15 protein-coding genes are annotated in these 17575 nt (G+C 60.3%); 14 read left to right on the forward strand and 1 reads right to left on the reverse strand.

Features of this window, described 5'->3' with window-relative positions; all coding sequences use genetic code 11:
• The first annotated feature begins 4 nt into the window (after window positions 1-4).
• The 13 genes from bamB (at window position 5) to rpoD (ending at window position 15277) form a co-directional block, all read left to right on the forward strand.
• Window positions 5-1159 (forward strand): outer membrane protein assembly factor BamB, encoded by a 1155-nt coding sequence (gene bamB, locus VF285_RS02750; protein WP_346951086.1) that lies wholly within the window; start codon window positions 5-7, stop codon window positions 1157-1159.
• A complete protein-coding gene (gene der / locus VF285_RS02755; protein WP_346951087.1) occupies window positions 1152-2525 on the forward strand; it encodes a ribosome biogenesis GTPase Der in 1374 nt (457 codons plus the stop codon). Before bamB ends, der begins: the two co-directional genes overlap by 8 nt.
• Complete coding sequence (gene hisC, locus VF285_RS02760) at window positions 2522-3598, forward strand: histidinol-phosphate transaminase (RefSeq protein ID WP_346951088.1); 1077 nt, start codon at window positions 2522-2524, stop codon at window positions 3596-3598. Before der ends, hisC begins: the two co-directional genes overlap by 4 nt.
• 84 nt (window positions 3599-3682) lie before the next feature.
• Window positions 3683-3922 carry an RNA chaperone Hfq gene (gene hfq, locus VF285_RS02765; RefSeq protein WP_346951089.1) on the forward strand — a complete coding sequence of 80 codons (240 nt, stop codon included), beginning with the start codon at window positions 3683-3685 and terminating at the stop codon, window positions 3920-3922.
• 160 nt (window positions 3923-4082) lie between these two features.
• A complete protein-coding gene (hflX, locus tag VF285_RS02770; protein WP_346951090.1) occupies window positions 4083-5186 on the forward strand; it encodes a GTPase HflX in 1104 nt (367 codons plus the stop codon).
• Window positions 5155-6471: an FtsH protease activity modulator HflK gene (gene hflK, locus VF285_RS02775; RefSeq protein ID WP_346951091.1), complete on the forward strand. Its 1317-nt coding sequence runs from the start codon at window positions 5155-5157 to the stop codon at window positions 6469-6471. The genes hflX and hflK overlap by 32 nt, the downstream gene beginning before the upstream one ends.
• 10 nt (window positions 6472-6481) lie before the next feature.
• Complete coding sequence (gene hflC / locus VF285_RS02780) at window positions 6482-7381, forward strand: protease modulator HflC (RefSeq protein ID WP_346951092.1); 900 nt, start codon at window positions 6482-6484, stop codon at window positions 7379-7381.
• A 63-nt stretch (window positions 7382-7444) separates the two neighbouring features.
• On the forward strand, window positions 7445-8614 hold the full coding sequence (locus VF285_RS02785) for an ATP phosphoribosyltransferase regulatory subunit (protein ID WP_346951093.1): 1170 nt from the start codon (window positions 7445-7447) through the stop codon (window positions 8612-8614).
• 84 nt (window positions 8615-8698) lie between these two features.
• Window positions 8699-9994, forward strand: a complete 1296-nt coding sequence (locus tag VF285_RS02790; RefSeq protein WP_346951094.1) for an adenylosuccinate synthase — start codon at window positions 8699-8701, stop codon at window positions 9992-9994.
• Window positions 9995-10065: 71 nt separating this feature from the next.
• Window positions 10066-10629 (forward strand): phosphoribosyltransferase, encoded by a 564-nt coding sequence (locus VF285_RS02795; RefSeq protein ID WP_346951095.1) that lies wholly within the window; start codon window positions 10066-10068, stop codon window positions 10627-10629.
• Window positions 10630-10808: 179 nt separating this feature from the next.
• Window positions 10809-11021 (forward strand): 30S ribosomal protein S21, encoded by a 213-nt coding sequence (rpsU, locus tag VF285_RS02800; RefSeq protein ID WP_298015764.1) that lies wholly within the window; start codon window positions 10809-10811, stop codon window positions 11019-11021.
• Window positions 11022-12917 (forward strand): DNA primase, encoded by a 1896-nt coding sequence (gene dnaG, locus VF285_RS02805; protein WP_346951096.1) that lies wholly within the window; start codon window positions 11022-11024, stop codon window positions 12915-12917.
• 101 nt (window positions 12918-13018) lie between these two features.
• The gene (rpoD, locus tag VF285_RS02810) at window positions 13019-15277 is read left to right on the forward strand and encodes an RNA polymerase sigma factor RpoD (protein ID WP_346951097.1); all 2259 of its coding nucleotides are present in this window, start codon (window positions 13019-13021) and stop codon (window positions 15275-15277) included.
• 76 nt (window positions 15278-15353) lie between these two features.
• Here the strand turns inward: rpoD and VF285_RS02815 are convergent, their stop codons facing one another.
• A complete protein-coding gene (locus VF285_RS02815) occupies window positions 15354-16256 on the reverse strand; it encodes a helix-turn-helix domain-containing protein (protein ID WP_346951098.1) in 903 nt (300 codons plus the stop codon).
• A gap of 104 nt (window positions 16257-16360) precedes the next feature.
• Between VF285_RS02815 and pobA the strand changes: the two genes are divergently transcribed.
• Window positions 16361-17539: a 4-hydroxybenzoate 3-monooxygenase gene (gene pobA / locus VF285_RS02820; RefSeq protein ID WP_346951099.1), complete on the forward strand. Its 1179-nt coding sequence runs from the start codon at window positions 16361-16363 to the stop codon at window positions 17537-17539.
• Window positions 17540-17575 lie beyond the last annotated feature (36 nt).

A 17575-nucleotide genomic window follows, 5' to 3' on the forward strand; every position in this document is an offset into this window, starting at 1 on the left:
CCCCATGCGATCTTTCACGCGCTTGTACCGTTTGGCAGTGCTGGGCGTCGCCACAGCCAGTCTGGCCAGTTGTGGCCTGTTCACCCAAAAAGACGCGCGTTACGATCCCGCGCCTCTGACGCAATACGCGCCCACTTTGGCGGTAGCGCCCGTCTGGACAGCCACGCTTGGAAGTGGCGGTGGGTACGGCTTCATTCCTCATGTCGTGGGCGATACGGTTTATGCAGCGGCCCCATCGGGCTCGTTGGTAGCGCTAGACCTTGCCACGGGCGCAGTGCGCTTGCAGATTGCAACTCCTCCGCTCTCGGCAGGAGTCGGTAGTGACGGGCGCACCATCGCCGTCGCAACGCAAAAAGGCGTTGTGCTGGCGTATGACGCACAGGGCAAGGAACTCTGGCACGCTCAGGCCGATAGTGCGGTCAATGTGCCGCCCTTGGTGAGCGACGGCATTGTGGTGGTGCGCACGACCGATTACCGTGTGCAGGCCTTTGATGCCGCGACCGGCAAGCTTAAGTGGAACGTGCAGCGACCAGGCCCGGCGCTAGCGTTGCGCACCAGCATCCAGATGATCGCGGAACCCCAACTGGTCATCGTAGGGATGCCCAATGGCCGCCTGATGGCGATTGATGCAGCCAGCGGCGCGGTTCGTTGGGACAGCACGGTTTCGTCTGCGACCCGTGGCGCTTCCGATCTCGAGCGCATCAGCGATATCGTGGGTGCGCCCCAGTTGATCGGTTCCACGCTGTGCGCTGTCAGCTATCAGGGTCATACCACCTGCTTTGACGCCGCACAGGGCGGGCGTGCCCTCTGGTCTCAAAGCATCTCGTCCTCCACGGGTATGACGACGGACGGTCAGACGCTGTACCTGGCCGACGACCATAGTGTGGTGCACGCACTGGGCGTGAAGGATGGCCATTCGTTGTGGCAGCAGTCGGCACTGCTCAATCGCCAGCTCTCCACGCCTGCCGTGGTGGGGCCTGCTGTGGCCTTGGGCGATTATCAAGGCTATGTGCATTTTCTCTCGCGTGCTGATGGTCACCTTATGGCACGCCTGCAACTGAGCAGTGACCCCATTCGATCGTCGCTGGTAGCCACCCCCCGTGGGGTGCTGGTCCAGACCGACGGGGGCAAGCTGATCCTGGTGGGTGTCCGTGGCTGAACTCCGCTTCAAGCCCGTGGTGGCCCTGGTAGGGCGTACCAATGTCGGCAAATCCACACTCTTCAACCGCCTGACGCGCTCCAGAGCGGCGTTGGTGGCGAACATCTCGGGGCTGACCCGCGACCGTCACTACGGTGAGGGCCGTATGGGCGACCATCCTTTCATCGTGGTAGATACCGGCGGCTTCGAGCCGGTGGCCACAAGGGGCATTCTGGTCGAGATGGCACGCCAGACCGAGCAGGCGATTGCAGAATCTGACGTCGTGGTGTTTCTGGTCGATGGGCGCGACGGTATCAATGCGCACGATCACGAGATTGCTCGCTTGCTGCGCAAGTCGGGGCAGCGGGTGATGCTTGCGGTCAACAAGACGGAAGGCATGCGAGACCACGCGGAGCTCGCGCAGTTTCACGAACTGGGGCTGGGCGAGCCGCATGCGGTGTCGGCTGCGCATGGCGATGGCGTGGCCGACCTCATCGAAGAGGCCCTGGCATCGCTGGTCCCTGGCGAGATCCGGGAGGCTGAAGGCGAAAATGCAGCAGACGAGCCCCTCGTACACCGCATCAAACTGGCTATTGCGGGGCGTCCCAACGTCGGGAAGTCCACGCTCATCAATACCTTGGTGGGTGAAGAACGCGTCATTGCGTACGATCTGCCGGGTACCACGCGCGATGCCATCGAAATCGAATTCGAGCGTAATGGAAAGCGCTACACCCTGATCGACACTGCAGGCTTGCGTCGCCGGGGAAAGGTCTTCGAGACGGTCGAAAAATTTTCAGTCATCAAGACCTTGCAAGCCATTGAGGCGGCCAATGTGGTGCTGCTTCTCATCGATGCAGAAGCCGGTATTTCTGACCAGGATGCCCACATCGCGGGATTTGCCCTCGAAGCGGGGCGGGCTCTGGTGGTCGGGCTGAACAAATGGGATGCGGTCAACCACGAGCAACGCGAATGGGCGCAACGTGAGTACGACCGCAAGTTGCGTTTTCTGTCGTTTGCACGGGTGCTTCATCTTTCGGCCTTGAACGGGCAGGGGGTGGGGGCCGTCCTCCAGGCGGTCGACGCGGCGCACGCGGCCGCATTTGCCAAGCTGTCCACGCCAAAGCTCACGCGTACGCTGCAAGCGGCCGTGGAACAACAGCAGCCTCCCCGCAAGGGTATTTTCCGGCCCAAGATGCGATATGCGCACCAGGGCGGCCAGAATCCGCCGCGCATCATCATCCACGGCAATGCCCTTGATGCGATCCCGGATTCCTATCGACGATATCTCGAAGGCCAATTTCGCGAGGCCTTCAAACTGGCGGGGACCCCGCTGAGCGTCGAGTTCAAGTCTTCGCACAACCCCTACCTGAAGGAAGAAGCGTCGTGAGCACGTTGTGGAGTGACCATATTGCGGGTCTGGAGCCCTATGTGCCAGGCGAGCAGGTTCAGATGCCGGATCTGCTCAAGCTGAACACCAACGAAAACCCGTACGGGCCGTCACCGCGTGCGGTCGAGGCCATGCAGGCGGCCTTGGGTGACGACCTGCGGCTGTATCCGGATTTTCAAGGGTTGGGCTTGCGGCAGGCGGCAGCGAAGTGCCATCGTGTGACACCCGATCAGGTGTTCCTTGGCAATGGCTCGGACGAAATTCTGGCTCATGTATTCAATGCGTTCTTTTTGCGGGGAGGGCGGCAGCTCTGGCTGCCGGACGTCACCTATAGCTTTTACCGGACATGGTGCCGCTTCCATGAAGTGCCCCATCGTCTGATTCCCTTGGCGGACGATTTGTCGCTGAAAGCATCGGACTACACCGGCGAGACGGATCAGGAGCCCAGTGGCATCATTTTTGCCAATCCCAATGCTCCGACTGGCTGTGCGTTGCCACTGGATGACATCGCCACCATTGCCCGCGCACGGCCCGATAGCGTGGTCGTGGTCGACGAGGCCTACGTGGATTTCGGTGCCGAGAGCGCTACCTCGCTCGTGGATCAGTTTCAGAACCTGCTCGTGGTTCATACCTTGTCGAAGTCCCGTTCACTCGCCGGCTTGCGGGTGGGGTATGCGATCGGGCCTGTTGAGTTGATTCAGGCCCTGACGCGCGTCAAGGACAGTTTCAATTCCTATCCGCTGGATCGTGTCGCACTGGCGGGTGCACAGGCTGCCCTGGAAGACACTGCGTGGTTTGATCGCACCTGCCGTGCCGTGATCGAAGCCCGTACGCAGCTCACCAGTGGTCTGCAGCAATTGGGCTTCGAGGTCCTGCCATCGCAGACCAATTTTGTGTTCACACGTCACCCACGTGAAGAGGCTGCCATCATCGCACGTGGTTTGCGTGATCGGGCGATTCTGGTGCGCCACTTTCAGGCGCCGCGCATTGGACAGTACCTGCGCATCACGGTAGGAACGCCCGAGCAATGCACGCGTCTGTGCGATACTTTAAAAGATATTCTTTCTGCCTGAGCAGCGGCTGTACGCCACCGTTACAGGGTTGATTCGCATTAAAATGAACAATTCAGCGTCACTTCAATAACCGGAGCCTCGTCCATGAGCAATAAAGGGCAAATTCTTCAAGACCCCTTCCTGAACGCCTTGCGCAAGGATCATGTGCCTGTCTCGATCTACTTGGTCAACGGGATCAAGCTTCAAGGGCAGGTCGAATCCTTTGATCAATACGTAGTGCTGTTGCGCAATACCGTGACGCAAATGGTCTATAAACACGCCATTTCCACAGTTGTTCCTGCTCGCCCCGTCACTTTTCAGGTGGATGACTCTGCTGCAGAATAATTTGGCATTCAGGCTTCTGCCTGTCCCGCCCGCCGCGCGGCTCGCGTCGGCGGGCGTTTCTTTTTTGAGAAACCCCCCGCATGTTCTCCTGGTGTGGTCCAAATGACAGGGTACGGTGCATGACTTTCTGGTGCCCTGAGACGTTTTTCAAAGGTCGCACATGAAGGCGCTGATCATCAGCGTGGATCTTGGCGACCCGGACTTCACTGCACATGCAGAAGAATTCGTGATGCTCGCGGAGGGCGCCGGGGCAGAGATCACCGAAGTGCTCACCGTGCGTCGCTCTCGGCCAGACGCGGCTGGGTTCATCGGCTCCGGCAAGATCACGGAGGCCGCAGCACTGGTGCAAGCCACGGGCTCCGAAGTGGTCTTGTTCGACCGCCCGCTTTCCCCTGCGCAACAGCGCAACCTCGAACAGCACTTCCAGGTTCGGGTCGTCGATCGCGTCGCGCTCATTCTCGACATCTTTGCTCTTCGCGCCAAAAGCCACGAAGGCAAGCTTCAGGTCGAGCTTGCCCAGTTGCAGCATTTGTCGACCCGGCTTACCCGCATGTGGACTCACCTCGAGCGCCAGAAGGGCGGCATAGGCCTGCGGGGGCCTGGAGAGTCCCAGCTCGAGACTGATCGTCGTCTCATTGGGGCACGGGTCAAGGCGCTACGCGATCGTCTTACCCGCGTGCAGCGTCAGCGCACGACCCAGCGGCGGGCCAGGGCGCGGGGCCAGACTTTGTCCGTGTCGCTGGTGGGATATACCAATGCAGGAAAGTCCACCTTGTTCAATGCGCTCACGCGCGCGGATGCGTATGCCGCTCATCAGCTGTTTGCCACACTGGACACGACCACGCGCCGGGTATGGCTCGAAGGAGCAGGGCAGGTGGTGGTCTCCGATACGGTGGGTTTCATCCGAGCGCTCCCGCCGACGCTGATTGCGGCCTTCAGAGCTACCTTGGAAGAAACCGTACAGGCCGATCTTCTGCTGCACGTGGTGGATGCCGCCAATCCACAGCGTGACGAACAAGTCCAGGCGGTCCAGCAGGTCTTGGCGGACATTCAGGCTGACGAAATTCCACAGATCCAGGTCTTCAACAAAATCGACCTCGCAGGTTATGAACCCCGGGTCGAGCGAAACGAACATGGTACGATTGCGCGAGTCTTTGTCAGTGCGCTGGCTCGCAGCGGGCTGAGCAGTTTGCGGCAAGCTATCGTCGAATTTGGGGGGCACACGGGAAGCAATGCGATTCATGAATCTGTTCAACCTGAATGATCCGGGTTGGGGCCGCAATGGCCAGAACTCGGACGACGATTCACGCAACAAGCCTGGGTCCGCTGGTGGTCCTCCTGATCTGGATCAGGTCTGGCGTGATTTCAACAAACGCATCATGGGCCTGTTAGGCCGTGGCGGCGGGGGGCGCGGCCCCCGGCCTCCGGTGGGTGGTCTGCCGCATTTGCCGGGTCCGTCTCCTCGCTTTGTGCTGGTTCTGGTCCTCGTGGCCATCTTGTTGTGGCTGGCCAGCGGCTTCCTGATCGTGCAGGAAGGGCAGGTTGCCGTCGTAACGCGGTTTGGCCGTTACACGCATACCTTGGGCCCCGGCCTTCAGTGGCGCTTGCCGTACCCCATCGACAATTCACAGACCGTGAACATTTCCAGGCTGCGAACCTTCGAGGTGGGTTTCAGAGGGTCGGCACGCAACAAGGTGCTGTCTGAGTCTCTCATGCTCACGAATGACGAAAACATCGTCGACGTGCAGTTCGTGGTCCAGTATCGCTTGCGCCCAGATGGCGCGCCTGCGTATCTGTTCAACACCAGCCAGCCGGATGAGTCCGTGCGTCAGGTCGCCGAAACCGCCATGCGCGAAATCGTGGGCCGCAAGCCTATGGATTTCGTCCTCTATTCAGGGCGTACTGAAGTGGCCACCGAGGTGCAGAATCTTGCGCAGAGCATTCTCGACCGCTATAAGACCGGCATTCAGATCTCGACGGTTGCCATTCAGAACGTACAGCCGCCCGAACAGGTGCAGGCGGCTTTTGACGACGCCGTCAAAGCAGGCCAGGACCGTGAACGGCAGATCAACGAAGGCAATGCTTACGCCAGCAAGGTCCTTCCTGAAGCCGAAGGGCAGGCGGCACGCATGATTCAAGAATCGGAAGGCTATAGCGCCAAGGTCATCGGTCAGGCTCAAGGGGATACGTCGCGTTTCGACAGCATCGTCACCGAGTATGCCAAGGCACCGGCCATTACGCGCGAACGGATGTATCTGCAGACGATGCAGGACATTCTCAGCGAGACCTCCAAAGTTATGGTGGATGCGTCCATTGGCAACAACATGCTGTATCTGCCACTCGACAAAATCATGAGCCAGGCGGCCAAGGACCGGACAACACCCGCGGCCTCGACCAGTGGCTCTGCGTCGGGTACGCCAGCCGCGGCAGCGGCTGGTGCGGCTCAGGTGGCGAAGTCCACGACGTCCTCTTCGCCGCGCAGCAGCCCTGCGCGACGCGGCGTGCCTACGGGCCTGGATTCGCTGATGACCAACCCGTATTCGAACTAGGAGCACTCTGATGCAACGCTTTTTCCCTGCCCTGGTCGGTCTGGTTGTGATCGTGGCGGTCCTGTCTTCGTGCATGTTCGTGGTGCGTGAACGCGACATGGCTCTGTTGTTTGCGCTGGGTGAAGTCAAAGAGACCATCACCAAACCAGGGCTGTATTTCAAGTATCCGCCACCCTTCGAAAATGTGGTTTACCTCGACAAACGCCTGCAGACCATCGAAACGCGCGATCCTGAACGCATCCAGACGGCCGAAAAGAAAAACCTCCTCATCGATTCTTTCGTGAAGTGGCGTATTTCTGACCCCAAGCAGTTCTATGTCACGTTTGGGGCCAACAGCGGCGCAGCAGTCGAACGTTTGCAAGCGCAGATCCGTGATGCCCTGAACGCGGCGGTCAACGTGCGTACGGTCAAGCAGGTCATTTCGACCGACCGGGACACCATCATGAAAGAGATCCAGTCGTCTGTGGCGGCTCGGGCCAAGCCGCTAGGTGTCGACGTCGTGGATGTCCGCCTGCGCCGCATCGATTTCACACCCGAAATCTCCGAGTCCGTCTATCGGCGGATGGAGGCCGAGCGCAAGCAAGAGGCCAACCGCTTGAGAGCCAGCGGCGCAGCCGACAGCGAGCGTATCCGAGCTGAAGCCGATCGCAAGCGTCAGGAGGTTCTGGCCAAGGCCTATGCCGAGGCCCAGGCCAAGCGAGGCGAGGGTGATGCGACGGCCACGGCCATCTATGCGAAGTCGTACGGACGCGACCCCGAGTTCTACAGCTTCTTCAAGAGCCTGGAGGCCTATCGCGAGTCTTTCGACAAGAGCGGCAACGTGCTGGTTCTGAGCCCGAAGTCGGACTTCTTCCGCTATTGGAATCACCCCAAGGGTGACAAGCCTACGGCGGCAGCAGCAGCCAAGTAATGCGCTCCAGCAGGCCTGGCGCGGGTTGCGTCAGGCCTGTTTCTTTTCTGGATTGAGTTGAACATGACGTCGAACTGGCTGTTGCCGGAAAATCTGTCGGACATCTTGCCAGCCGAAGCTCGTCGCATCGAGGAGCTTCGGCGCGAGTTGCTGGACCTCTATCGCACCTATGGTTTCGAGCTGGTGGCTCCGCCCATGGTGGAATACTTGAACTCGCTGATGCTGGTCGACGACGAGGCGCTGCGCTTGCGCACCTGCAAGCTGGTCGACCAGCTTTCGGGGCTCACGATGGGGATACGGGCCGACATGACGGTGCAGGTTTCCCGCATCGACGCACATCTGCTCAATCGGGCGGGCGTGACGCGCCTGTGTTATTGCGGGCCGGTGGTCCACACTCGCCCAGCCGGTTTGTTCTCTGACCGCGAGCTCCTGCAGATCGGGGCTGAAATTTTCGGGCATGCAGGGGTCGAAGCCGATATCGAGGCGATCCGCCTGGCGCTCGATTCCGTGCGTAGGGCAGGGGTCATGCATTCGCGCCTTGACCTCAATCACCCCGGTGTCGGACGTGCGCTGGTCGATGCAGACCCCACGCTGGCCGAAATGGCCGAAGCGGTCTACGATTTGCTGAGCGCCAAAGACGTTCCGGGGCTTGAGGCCTTGTGCAAAGAAGTAGGCGCACGAGCCGAAACACGGCAGGCCTTGCGGGCGTTGACCAGTCTGTATGGTGACCTTTCGGTCGTCGATCGGGCGCGGAAGCAGCTTCCTGCGCTGCCCGCCGTCCAGGCGGCGCTCGATTCCCTGCGGGCCTTGTGTGCGGCTTTGCCCGATGCGCCTATCGCGATCGATCTTGCCGATATGGGTGGTAGCTATGGTTATCACTCGGGCGTGGTGTTTTCCATTTACGCCGAGGGCTGGCATGATGCCCTGGTGCGTGGAGGGCGCTACGATGGCATAGGCCGCAGGTTTGGCCGAGCAAGGCCTGCCACTGGTTTCAGTCTCGATCTGCGCAAGCTGTCTGCAGGCCTGCCTGAGGCGCAGCCCGTCAGGGCTGTCCGCGCGCCATGGTCAGACGATCTCACTCTGGTCGAAGCCGTGCAGGCGTTGCGTGCACGCGGCGAGATCGTCATTCAGGTGTTGCCGGGCGAGCCGCATAGCCCGGATGAGTTCACGGTCGATCGTGAACTGGTGTCCACCCCCGAGGGCTGGGCTTTACGGGCGCTGGCCGATTCGTGAGCGCCTTTGTGGGGCCCACAAAACCAGATGGTATAAACTAACACGTTTCTCAGGCGGCAAATCGTTGCTGCATGCGCTAGGCTTATGAGCAAGAATATCGTTGTGATCGGCACCCAGTGGGGTGATGAAGGCAAGGGCAAGATCGTCGACTGGCTGGCTGAATCGGCCCAGGGCGTCGTGCGCTTTCAAGGTGGCCACAATGCGGGCCATACCCTGTGGATCAACGGACGCAAGACCATCTTGCGGCTCATCCCCTCGGGCATCATGCACGACACGGTTACCTGCTATATCGGCAACGGGGTTGTCGTTTCGCCGCAGGCGCTGCTGGGCGAAATCGCCGAACTCGAGGCCGCCGGGCTCGACGTGCGTTCGCGTTTGCAGATCTCCATGGCATGCCCGCTGATTCTGCCTTATCACGTAGCGCTGGACCAGGCCCGCGAGGCTCGCAAGGGTGCCGGCAAGATTGGTACCACGGGACGAGGTGTGGGTCCCGCCTACGAAGACAAGGTGGCTCGCCGCGCATTGCGGGTACAAGACCTCTACGATCCTTCCATTTTTGAAGAAAAGCTGGCCGAGGTTCTGGATTACCACAACTTCGTGCTGACCCAATATCTGGGCGCCAAGGCGATCGACCCATCCGAAGTGCGTGATCAGGTCATGGCGCTTGCACCGCAGATCGAGCCCATGGTCGCTGATGTCTCGAGCAATCTGCACGTCGCGCGCCGCGCGGGTCATAGCCTGTTGTTCGAAGGGGCACAAGGCACCTTGCTCGACATTGATCACGGCACTTATCCGTTCGTCACCAGCAGCAATTGCGTTGCCGGTGCGGCTGCGGCGGGGGCCGGTTTGGGCCCCCAGGCGCTGGATTACGTGCTGGGCATTGCCAAGGCCTATACCACTCGTGTGGGTTCCGGACCATTCCCCACCGAGCTGCTCGACGACACGGGTTCGCGTTTGGCAACCGTCGGTAAAGAGTTTGGCTCCGTGACGGGGCGGCCGCGCCGTTGTGGCTGGTTTGATGGTGCCGCCATGAAGCGTTCGGTCATGATCAATGGCCTCACCGGTCTGTGCATCACCAAGCTGGACGTGCTCGATGGGGTTGAACAGATCAAGATCGGCGTGGGGTATCGCTACAAGGGCAAGTTCCTTGACGTCCTGCCGTACGGTGCGCATGCTGCAGCCGAAGCCGAACCCGTGCTTGAAGAAATGGCAGGCTGGTCGGAGTCCACGGTCGGCGTCACCGAATACGACAAGCTGCCGGTCAATGCGCGTCGTTATCTCGAGCGCATTGCAGACGTCTGCGACGTGCCCATCGACATGGTCTCGACCGGACCGGATCGGCTGGAAACCATTGTGTTGCGCCACCCGTTCCAGAGTTGATGCCCGATTAACCCAGAAACCGCAAGCCTGCTTGCGGTTTTTTGATTGATGAACCCAGAAAGGAGATCTCCATGAACCTGCCGCCGAGTACTGATCGTGATCTGTGGGTCAGCTGGGAGCAATACCACGCGCTGATCGAGCGGCTGGCCCTGCAGGTGCACGAGTCTGGCTGGGCCTTCGACAAGATCCTGTGTCTTGCGCGCGGGGGTGTTCGGGTGGGCGATGTGCTGTCCCGGATCTTCGACTTGCCGCTGGGTATTCTGGCCACCAGCAGTTATCGCGAGGCGGCGGGCACCGTACAGGGGCAGCTGGACATCGCTCAATTCATCACCATCACGCGGGGCACGCTGGATGGGCGCGTGCTCTTGGTCGATGACATGGTCGACACGGGCCTGACGTTCAGCCGGGTACGGGATCATTTGCTGCGTCAGTTCCCTGGTATCAGCGAGCTGCGTACTGCGGTGCTGTGGTGGAAGGGACACGCCAAGGCGCAACCCGACTATTTTGTGGAACAGTTGCCGACCAATCCCTGGATTCATCAGCCTTTCGAAGACTATGACAGCTTGCGACCCCATCAACTGGAGTCGTGGATTCGAAAAGGGGTTCGCACTGCGTATCCGCACGATGATGCCTGACGTGGCCGGTGGCCGCGTGAGATCTCGAATCTCGATGCTTCCTCTGTAGAAGGCAAGCATCTAAGGAAAGATTCATGTTAGAATCTTCCGTTACCTCAAACACCCTACTTTAACCTTGGGTTGACCGGTTGCTGTCGAAGCGGCCGAGACCCATGAACCATAGGCTTTAAGGATTCTGAATGCCGATTGTCCGCCTCAAAGAAAACGAGCCTTTCGAGGCTGCCCTGCGGCGCTTTAAGCGCACCATCGAAAAGACGGGTCTGCTGACCGAACTGCGTTCGCGCGAGTTCTACGAGAAGCCCACGGCTGAGCGCAAACGCAAGCTTGCTGCCGCCGTGAAGCGCCATTACAAGCGCATCCGCAGCCAACAACTGCCGCCGCGACTCTATTGATTGATTCCTGATTCCTTCATTCAGGAACTGCTCGCGCGCGTAGACATCGTCGATGTCGTAGGGCGTTATGTCCAGCTGCGCAAAGGGGGCGCAAACCTGCTTGGTTTGTGCCCTTTTCACACTGAAAAATCACCGTCGTTCACGGTCAGTCCAACCAAGCAGTTTTATCATTGCTTCGGTTGCGGTGCCCATGGCAGTGCCATTCGTTTCCTGACGGAGCATACGGGGGCCTCGTTTCCAGAGGCTGTACGCTCGCTTGCGGCGAGTGTGGGCATGACGGTTCCGGAAGAACCCCGAAGCCCTCGTCAGCGCGCTGCTGAACGACAGAAGCGCGAGGAGGGATCGCGCCAGCAGCAGATTTTGCAGCAAGCTCAGGCGCATTACCGCGGCGCCTTGAAGCGGGCGCCCGACGCCGTTGCGTACCTCAAGCGGCGCGGCCTTTCGGGCGAGGTCGCTGCCCACTTCGGATTGGGATGGGCCGGTGCCGATCGTCGCGGGCTGGCCTCCGTGTTCTCGCATTATGAGGATCCTGCGCTGCTCGAGTCGGGGCTGGTCATTGAAGCTGACGATGGCGGCAGGCATGATCGTTTCCGCTCCCGCGTCATGTTTCCCATCCACAATGCACGCGGTCAGCTCATTGGTTTTGGGGGGCGCCTGATCGAGGCCGGCGAGCCCAAGTATCTGAATTCGCCTGAGACTCCTCTGTTCTCCAAAGGGCACGAACTCTATGGTTTACACGAGGCACGTGCCGGCATCCACGCAGAAGGCTGTGTGCTGGTGGTCGAAGGGTATATGGACGTGGTGGCGCTTGCCCAGTTCGGTTTGAACAATGCCGTGGCCACGCTCGGAACCTCGACCACCGAGACGCATATCCAGAAGCTGCGCAGGGCGAGCGATCGTATCGTCTTCAGCTTTGACGGCGACGGGGCGGGGCGCAAGGCGGCCTGGAGGGCCCTGCAGGCTTGCCTGCCTTGGGTTGCGGAAGACGTGTCCATGCGTTTTCTGTTTCTGCCGGCCGATCACGATCCGGACTCTTACATACGGGCGTACGGCGTGCAGGCGCTGCGAGCCTGCCTGGACGAGGCGATTCCTTTATCGCGATTTTTGCTCGACGAACTTGCTTCGCGCCATGATTTGCAGGAGGCTGAAGGGCGGGCGGCTTGCGTGCATGAGGCCAGGCCGTTGCTGACGCAGATGCCTGAAGGCGGCTTTCGAGTGCAGGTCGAGCGCGAATTCGCGCAGAGGGTGCGCTTGACGCCCGATGAATTGACGCAGATGCTGGCGCAGGAGCCTCCTCGGGGGGCGTATGGGTCTGCAACGCCGCCTGTGAAGGCTGCGCGTGCGCCTTCTCCGGTGCCCGACGACCGAGCAGCGTTTTCAGCGAGCGAACCGCCGCCTTGGGTGCAGGAATTTGGTATGGCGTCGGCTGAAGGCGCTACAGCGCCCGCGCGCGGCCGAAGCAGCCGGCGCGGTGGCGGGGCGCGTCTGGTGACGCCCATGGCAAGGCGTTTGCTGCGGCTTCTACTGGCACATCCGGAACTCGTGGCGCAGCTGGGTGATCAGCAGCTTGAATTATTGGCGCATCAACCCCATCTTCGTCTGGTGCGAGACTTGGTAGGCCTTGCCAGCACCTGTGGTGCCACACATGCGGGTGCGCTGCTCGAGGCTGCTGAGCCGGATTCCGACCTTGCTCATGCGATCCAGGATTTGTCGACCGAGCTTTTGGGGCAGGATCTGCCTGACCCTCAGGCCGAATGGGATGGTGCCCTGTGTGCACTCGAGCGCCAGGCCGTCCAGGATCAATGTGATCAGCTGGTGCAGGCCGGGCTGGCCAACGCAGACGATCGCCTGCGCTACCAAGAGCTGCTGAAGCGCTTGGCACGGCTCAAGGCCTAGCGCACAGAGGCCGCGATGCGGGCTTGGCTGGATGAATCTTCTGGTCAAGTGAAGTAAAATACATGATTTTCAATAAGTTGTGCGTCAACGGGAAAAGACAGATGACCCAAGGAACTGGCAAGACCTCTCCGGCCACCTCAAAAGCGGTGTCCAGGAAAACCAAGGCTAAGAGTCCCGAGCTCGAGTCTGTGGGGGGGGCAGCCAGCGTGACGAAGGTGCTCGCTGCAAAAGCCTCTGGCACCTCTGCCAGCACGGCGGCCAAGGTTGCCGAAAAGAAGCCAACGGCGAAAAAGTCGCCCGCCAAGGCCGTCGCCAGCAAGAAATCCGCAGAATCTGCTGCAGCCAAGCCCAAGGCCCCCAAAATCGCTTCGGGCCGCAAACCGGGGCGCCCCGCCAAGAATGCCAATAACGACGGGGGCGACTTCGTCGATGACGATGCCGACGGCGGCGAAGTCATCCCCGATCTCAAGCCGTTGCCCAAACGGGGTGGGAAGCGGGCGAAGGGCGAAAAAGAAAGCCCTTCGCGCGTGAGCCAGATGACGCCCGAAGAGCAAGAGGCTCGGCGCAATCGCCTGAAAATCCTCATCAAGCTCGGCAAGGATCGCGGTTACCTGACCTACGGCGAGATCAACGACCATCTGCCCGATGACCTGGTCGACGCCGAAGCCATCGACGGTATCATCAGCACGTTCAACGACATGGGCATCAAGGTCTACGACCAGGCGCCCGATGCCGAAACGCTGCTCATGAGCGACAACGTGCCGTCCGCGTCCAGTGACGACGACGTTGAAGACGAGGCCGAGGCCGCGCTCACGACGGTAGATTCCGACTTTGGCCGGACCACCGACCCGGTGCGCATGTACATGCGCGAAATGGGCACGGTCGAACTTCTCACCCGCGAAGGCGAGATCGAAATCGCCAAGCGCATCGAAGACGGCCTCAAGCACATGGTCATGGCCATTGCGGCCTGCCCGACGACGGTCAACGAAATTCTCGATCACATTCGTCGCGTTCGCGATGGCTCTGCCCAGATCGACGAAGTCGTCGACGGGCTGGTCGATGAAGAGGGTGAAGACTACGCTGGTTCGGGGGTCACGTCCGACGAAGATGACGGTCCTGCCGGCGGCATGAGCAGCAAGCAGCTCGAATACCTGCGCACCAAGGCGCTGAAAAAATTCGACCTGGTCGAATCCTGGTTCGACAAGATGCGTGCGGCCTTCGAGGCCGATGGTTATCGCTCCACGGCGTACGTCGAGGCTCGCGAGGCTATCCACGCCGAACTGATGGGTGTGCGTTTTACTGCCAAGATGGTGGAGCGCCTGGCCGACGCCTTGCGTGCTCAGGTGGCCGAAGTCCGTGCACAAGAGCGTGCTGCGTTGTCGATTTGCGTCAGCCGTGCCGGCATGCCGCGGGCGCATTTCATCAAGGCCTTCCCGGGCAACGAAACCAATCTTGACTGGGTACAGCAAGAGATTGCGGCGGGCCCCGACTACGCCGAGACGCTCGAGCGACACGCACCCGCTGTCCAGGAAATCCAGCAAAAGCTGATCGAACTGCAGCGCCAGGTCGTATTGCCGCTCAAAGACCTCAAAGACGTCAACAAGCGCATGGCGACGGGCGAAGCCAAAGCCCGCAAGGCCAAGCGCGAAATGACCGAGGCCAACCTGCGCCTGGTCATTTCCATTGCCAAGAAATACACCAATCGTGGCTTGCAGTTCCTGGACTTGATCCAGGAAGGCAACATCGGGCTCATGAAGGCCGTCGATAAATTCGAGTACCGTCGGGGCTACAAGTTTTCCACCTATGCTACCTGGTGGATTCGCCAGGCGATCACGCGTTCTATTGCAGATCAGGCGCGCACCATCCGTATTCCGGTGCACATGATCGAGACCATCAACAAGATGAATCGCATCAATCGCCAGATTCTGCAAGAAACCGGCTCTGAGCCTGATCCGGCCACCCTCGCGCAGAAGATGGACATGCCGGAAGACAAAGTCCGCAAGATCCTGAAGATCGCCAAAGAGCCGATTTCGATGGAAACCCCGATCGGTGACGATGACGATTCCCATCTGGGGGATTTCATCGAAGACACCGGGACCGTGTCGCCGTCCGATTTCGCTTTGCATGGTTCCATGCGGGATGTGGTCAAAGAGGTTCTGGATTCGCTCACGCCGCGTGAGGCCAAAGTGCTGCGCATGCGCTTTGGCATTGAAATGAGTACCGACCAGACTCTCGAAGAAGTGGGCAAGCAGTTTGACGTCACGCGTGAGCGTATTCGCCAGATCGAAGCCAAGGCCTTGCGCAAGCTGCGTCACCCCAGCCGAGCCGACAAACTCAAGAGCTTCCTCGAAGGCCAGTAAAAATCGGTCGATTCGCTCGGTAGAGACGTGCTGCTTTCTCTTCGAAGGCAGCGCGTTTTTTTTGGGGGGGTTGAGATCAGGTGGCTGGGCGTTGTCCCCAGGTCGTCATTGCCGCTTTGCGCCGGAAGTCCCGAGGCGATTCGCCTGTGGCTTGGCGAAAGAACCGCGTGAAGTGGGCCGGTTCGGCAAAGCCCAGAGCGCCCGAGATCTCGGCGATGGTGAGCGGCGTATAGAGCAGGCAGCGGTTGGCCTCGAGTGCGAGGCGCTCGTGAATGAGTTGCAGCGGGGATTTGCCTCCGTGGGTGCGCGTGACCACGTTCAGGTGCGCCGGCGTCAGGCCTACCTTGTCGGCAAACCAGGCGACGTCGTGGTGTTGCGAGTAGGCGCCTTCCAGCAGTTCGCAGAACCGTGTGTAATGGCCCAGCCCCCGTGAAGGGCTTGCTGGTCGCGTACCCCTTGGGTGACTACTGCGCAGCCGCGCATACAGCAGGGTGAGCCAAGCCTCGATTTGGGCCTCGCGGTAGGGACGTGTGCTGGCATATTGGGCCTGCAGCTGTGTACAGGCCTCGTGCAGCATCTGCGCCGAGTGGGCGTCGGTGAAGCCATAGATGGCCGGGTGATCCGGAAGCGATGCTTTAGGGTCCAGCCTTTGTACCAGGTGGGCGAGTAGCGGATAGGCGATGGTAATGACGTGGCCGCTGCAGTGGCTGGTGAAGTCGTACCCGTGCACAAAAGCCTGTGGAACTTCGACCATTCCCGGACCCTCCAGCTGATGTTGCCGGTCGTCCAGCCAGATGGTGGCTTTGCCGCTGTGCAGCGAAAGCACCTGATACAGGCCCGAGTGCCGGTGTGGCCGGATATGCCAATTGTGCAAGCGGCTTCGAGTGGCGATGGTTTCGCAATGCACCATTTCTGAGGCAGGCCACTCGTCCTGGCCGCCATAGAGCTTGAAGATGGGTGCGAAATCAAGATATGCCATATTGGTAATTTTAGCCCGCAAAAAGCCATTCAAAAAGAGCGACGGCTGCGGCACTATCTGGTTATCGGAGGCGGGAGTGCCTCATGAGCAGATTGGAGAAGACAATGAAGACACAGGTTGCCATCATCGGCGCCGGCCCATCAGGCTTGTTGTTGGGGCAATTGCTGCATCGCTGCGGCATCGACAACGTGATCCTCGAGCGGCGTAGCCCCGAGTACGTGCTGGGACGTATTCGTGCAGGGGTGCTGGAACATGGCACAGTCGAACTGTTGCGTGAAGCAGGCGTTGCAGAGCACATGGACCGGGACGGTCACATCCACGATGGTTTTTCCATCTTTGTGAATGGCCAGCGTACCCGTATCGATCTCAAGGGGCTGAGCGGCACCAACATCATGGTGTACGGGCAGACTGAGGTGACGCGCGACCTGATGGCGGCCCGGGCGGCCGCGGGGGCTCCCAGTTACTACGAAGTGGACCAGGTTGAATTGCGGGACATCGACTCGGCACGTCCCTCCGTGGCGTTCATGAAGGATGGCCAGAGCCACGTGCTGGAATGCGATTACGTCGCTGGTTGCGATGGCTTTCACGGCCCGTCGCGCCAGGCCATCCCGCATGAAAAAATTCGTGAGTACCAGCGGACCTATCCCTTTGGGTGGCTCGGGCTCATGGCGGACACGCACCCTGTCGAGCATGAGCTCATCTACATCAATCATCCTCGTGGATTTGCCCTGTGCAGCCAGCGCTCGCTCACGCGCAGCCGCTATTATCTGCAAGTGCCGCTGAGTGACAAGGTCGAGGCGTGGTCAGACGACCGGTTTTGGGGCGAACTGAAGAACCGCATGACGCCAGAGGTTGCAGCTGAACTCGAAACGGGGCCGTCGCTCGAAAAGAGTATTGCGCCGTTGCATAGTTATGTGGTCGAGCCCATGCAGTATGGGCACTTGTTCCTGCTGGGAGATGCGGCCCACATCGTGCCGCCTACGGGCGCAAAGGGCTTGAATCTGGCGGCCAGTGATGTCTATGCGCTCTATCACCTGATGCGCAAGGCCTATCTGGACAAGCAGCCGGAGGCCTTGCAACGCTACTCCGAAATCTGCCTGCGCCGTGTCTGGAAGGCTGAGCGGTTCACGTGGTGGATGACCTCGGTGCTGCACCGCTTCGATCACGATCCGTTCAGTCAGCGTTTGCAGGAAACGGAGGCGGCTTATAGTCTGGGGTCCGTGGCGGCCAGGACCAGTATTGCCGAGAATTATGTGGGGCTGCCGTTCGAGACGATTGACTGAGCGCCAGGTGATCACGGGTGGCCCCTGAGGTGGCCG

It is taken from the genome of Castellaniella sp. (assembly GCF_036379515.1).
Lineage (GTDB): Bacteria > Pseudomonadota > Gammaproteobacteria > Burkholderiales > Burkholderiaceae_B > Castellaniella.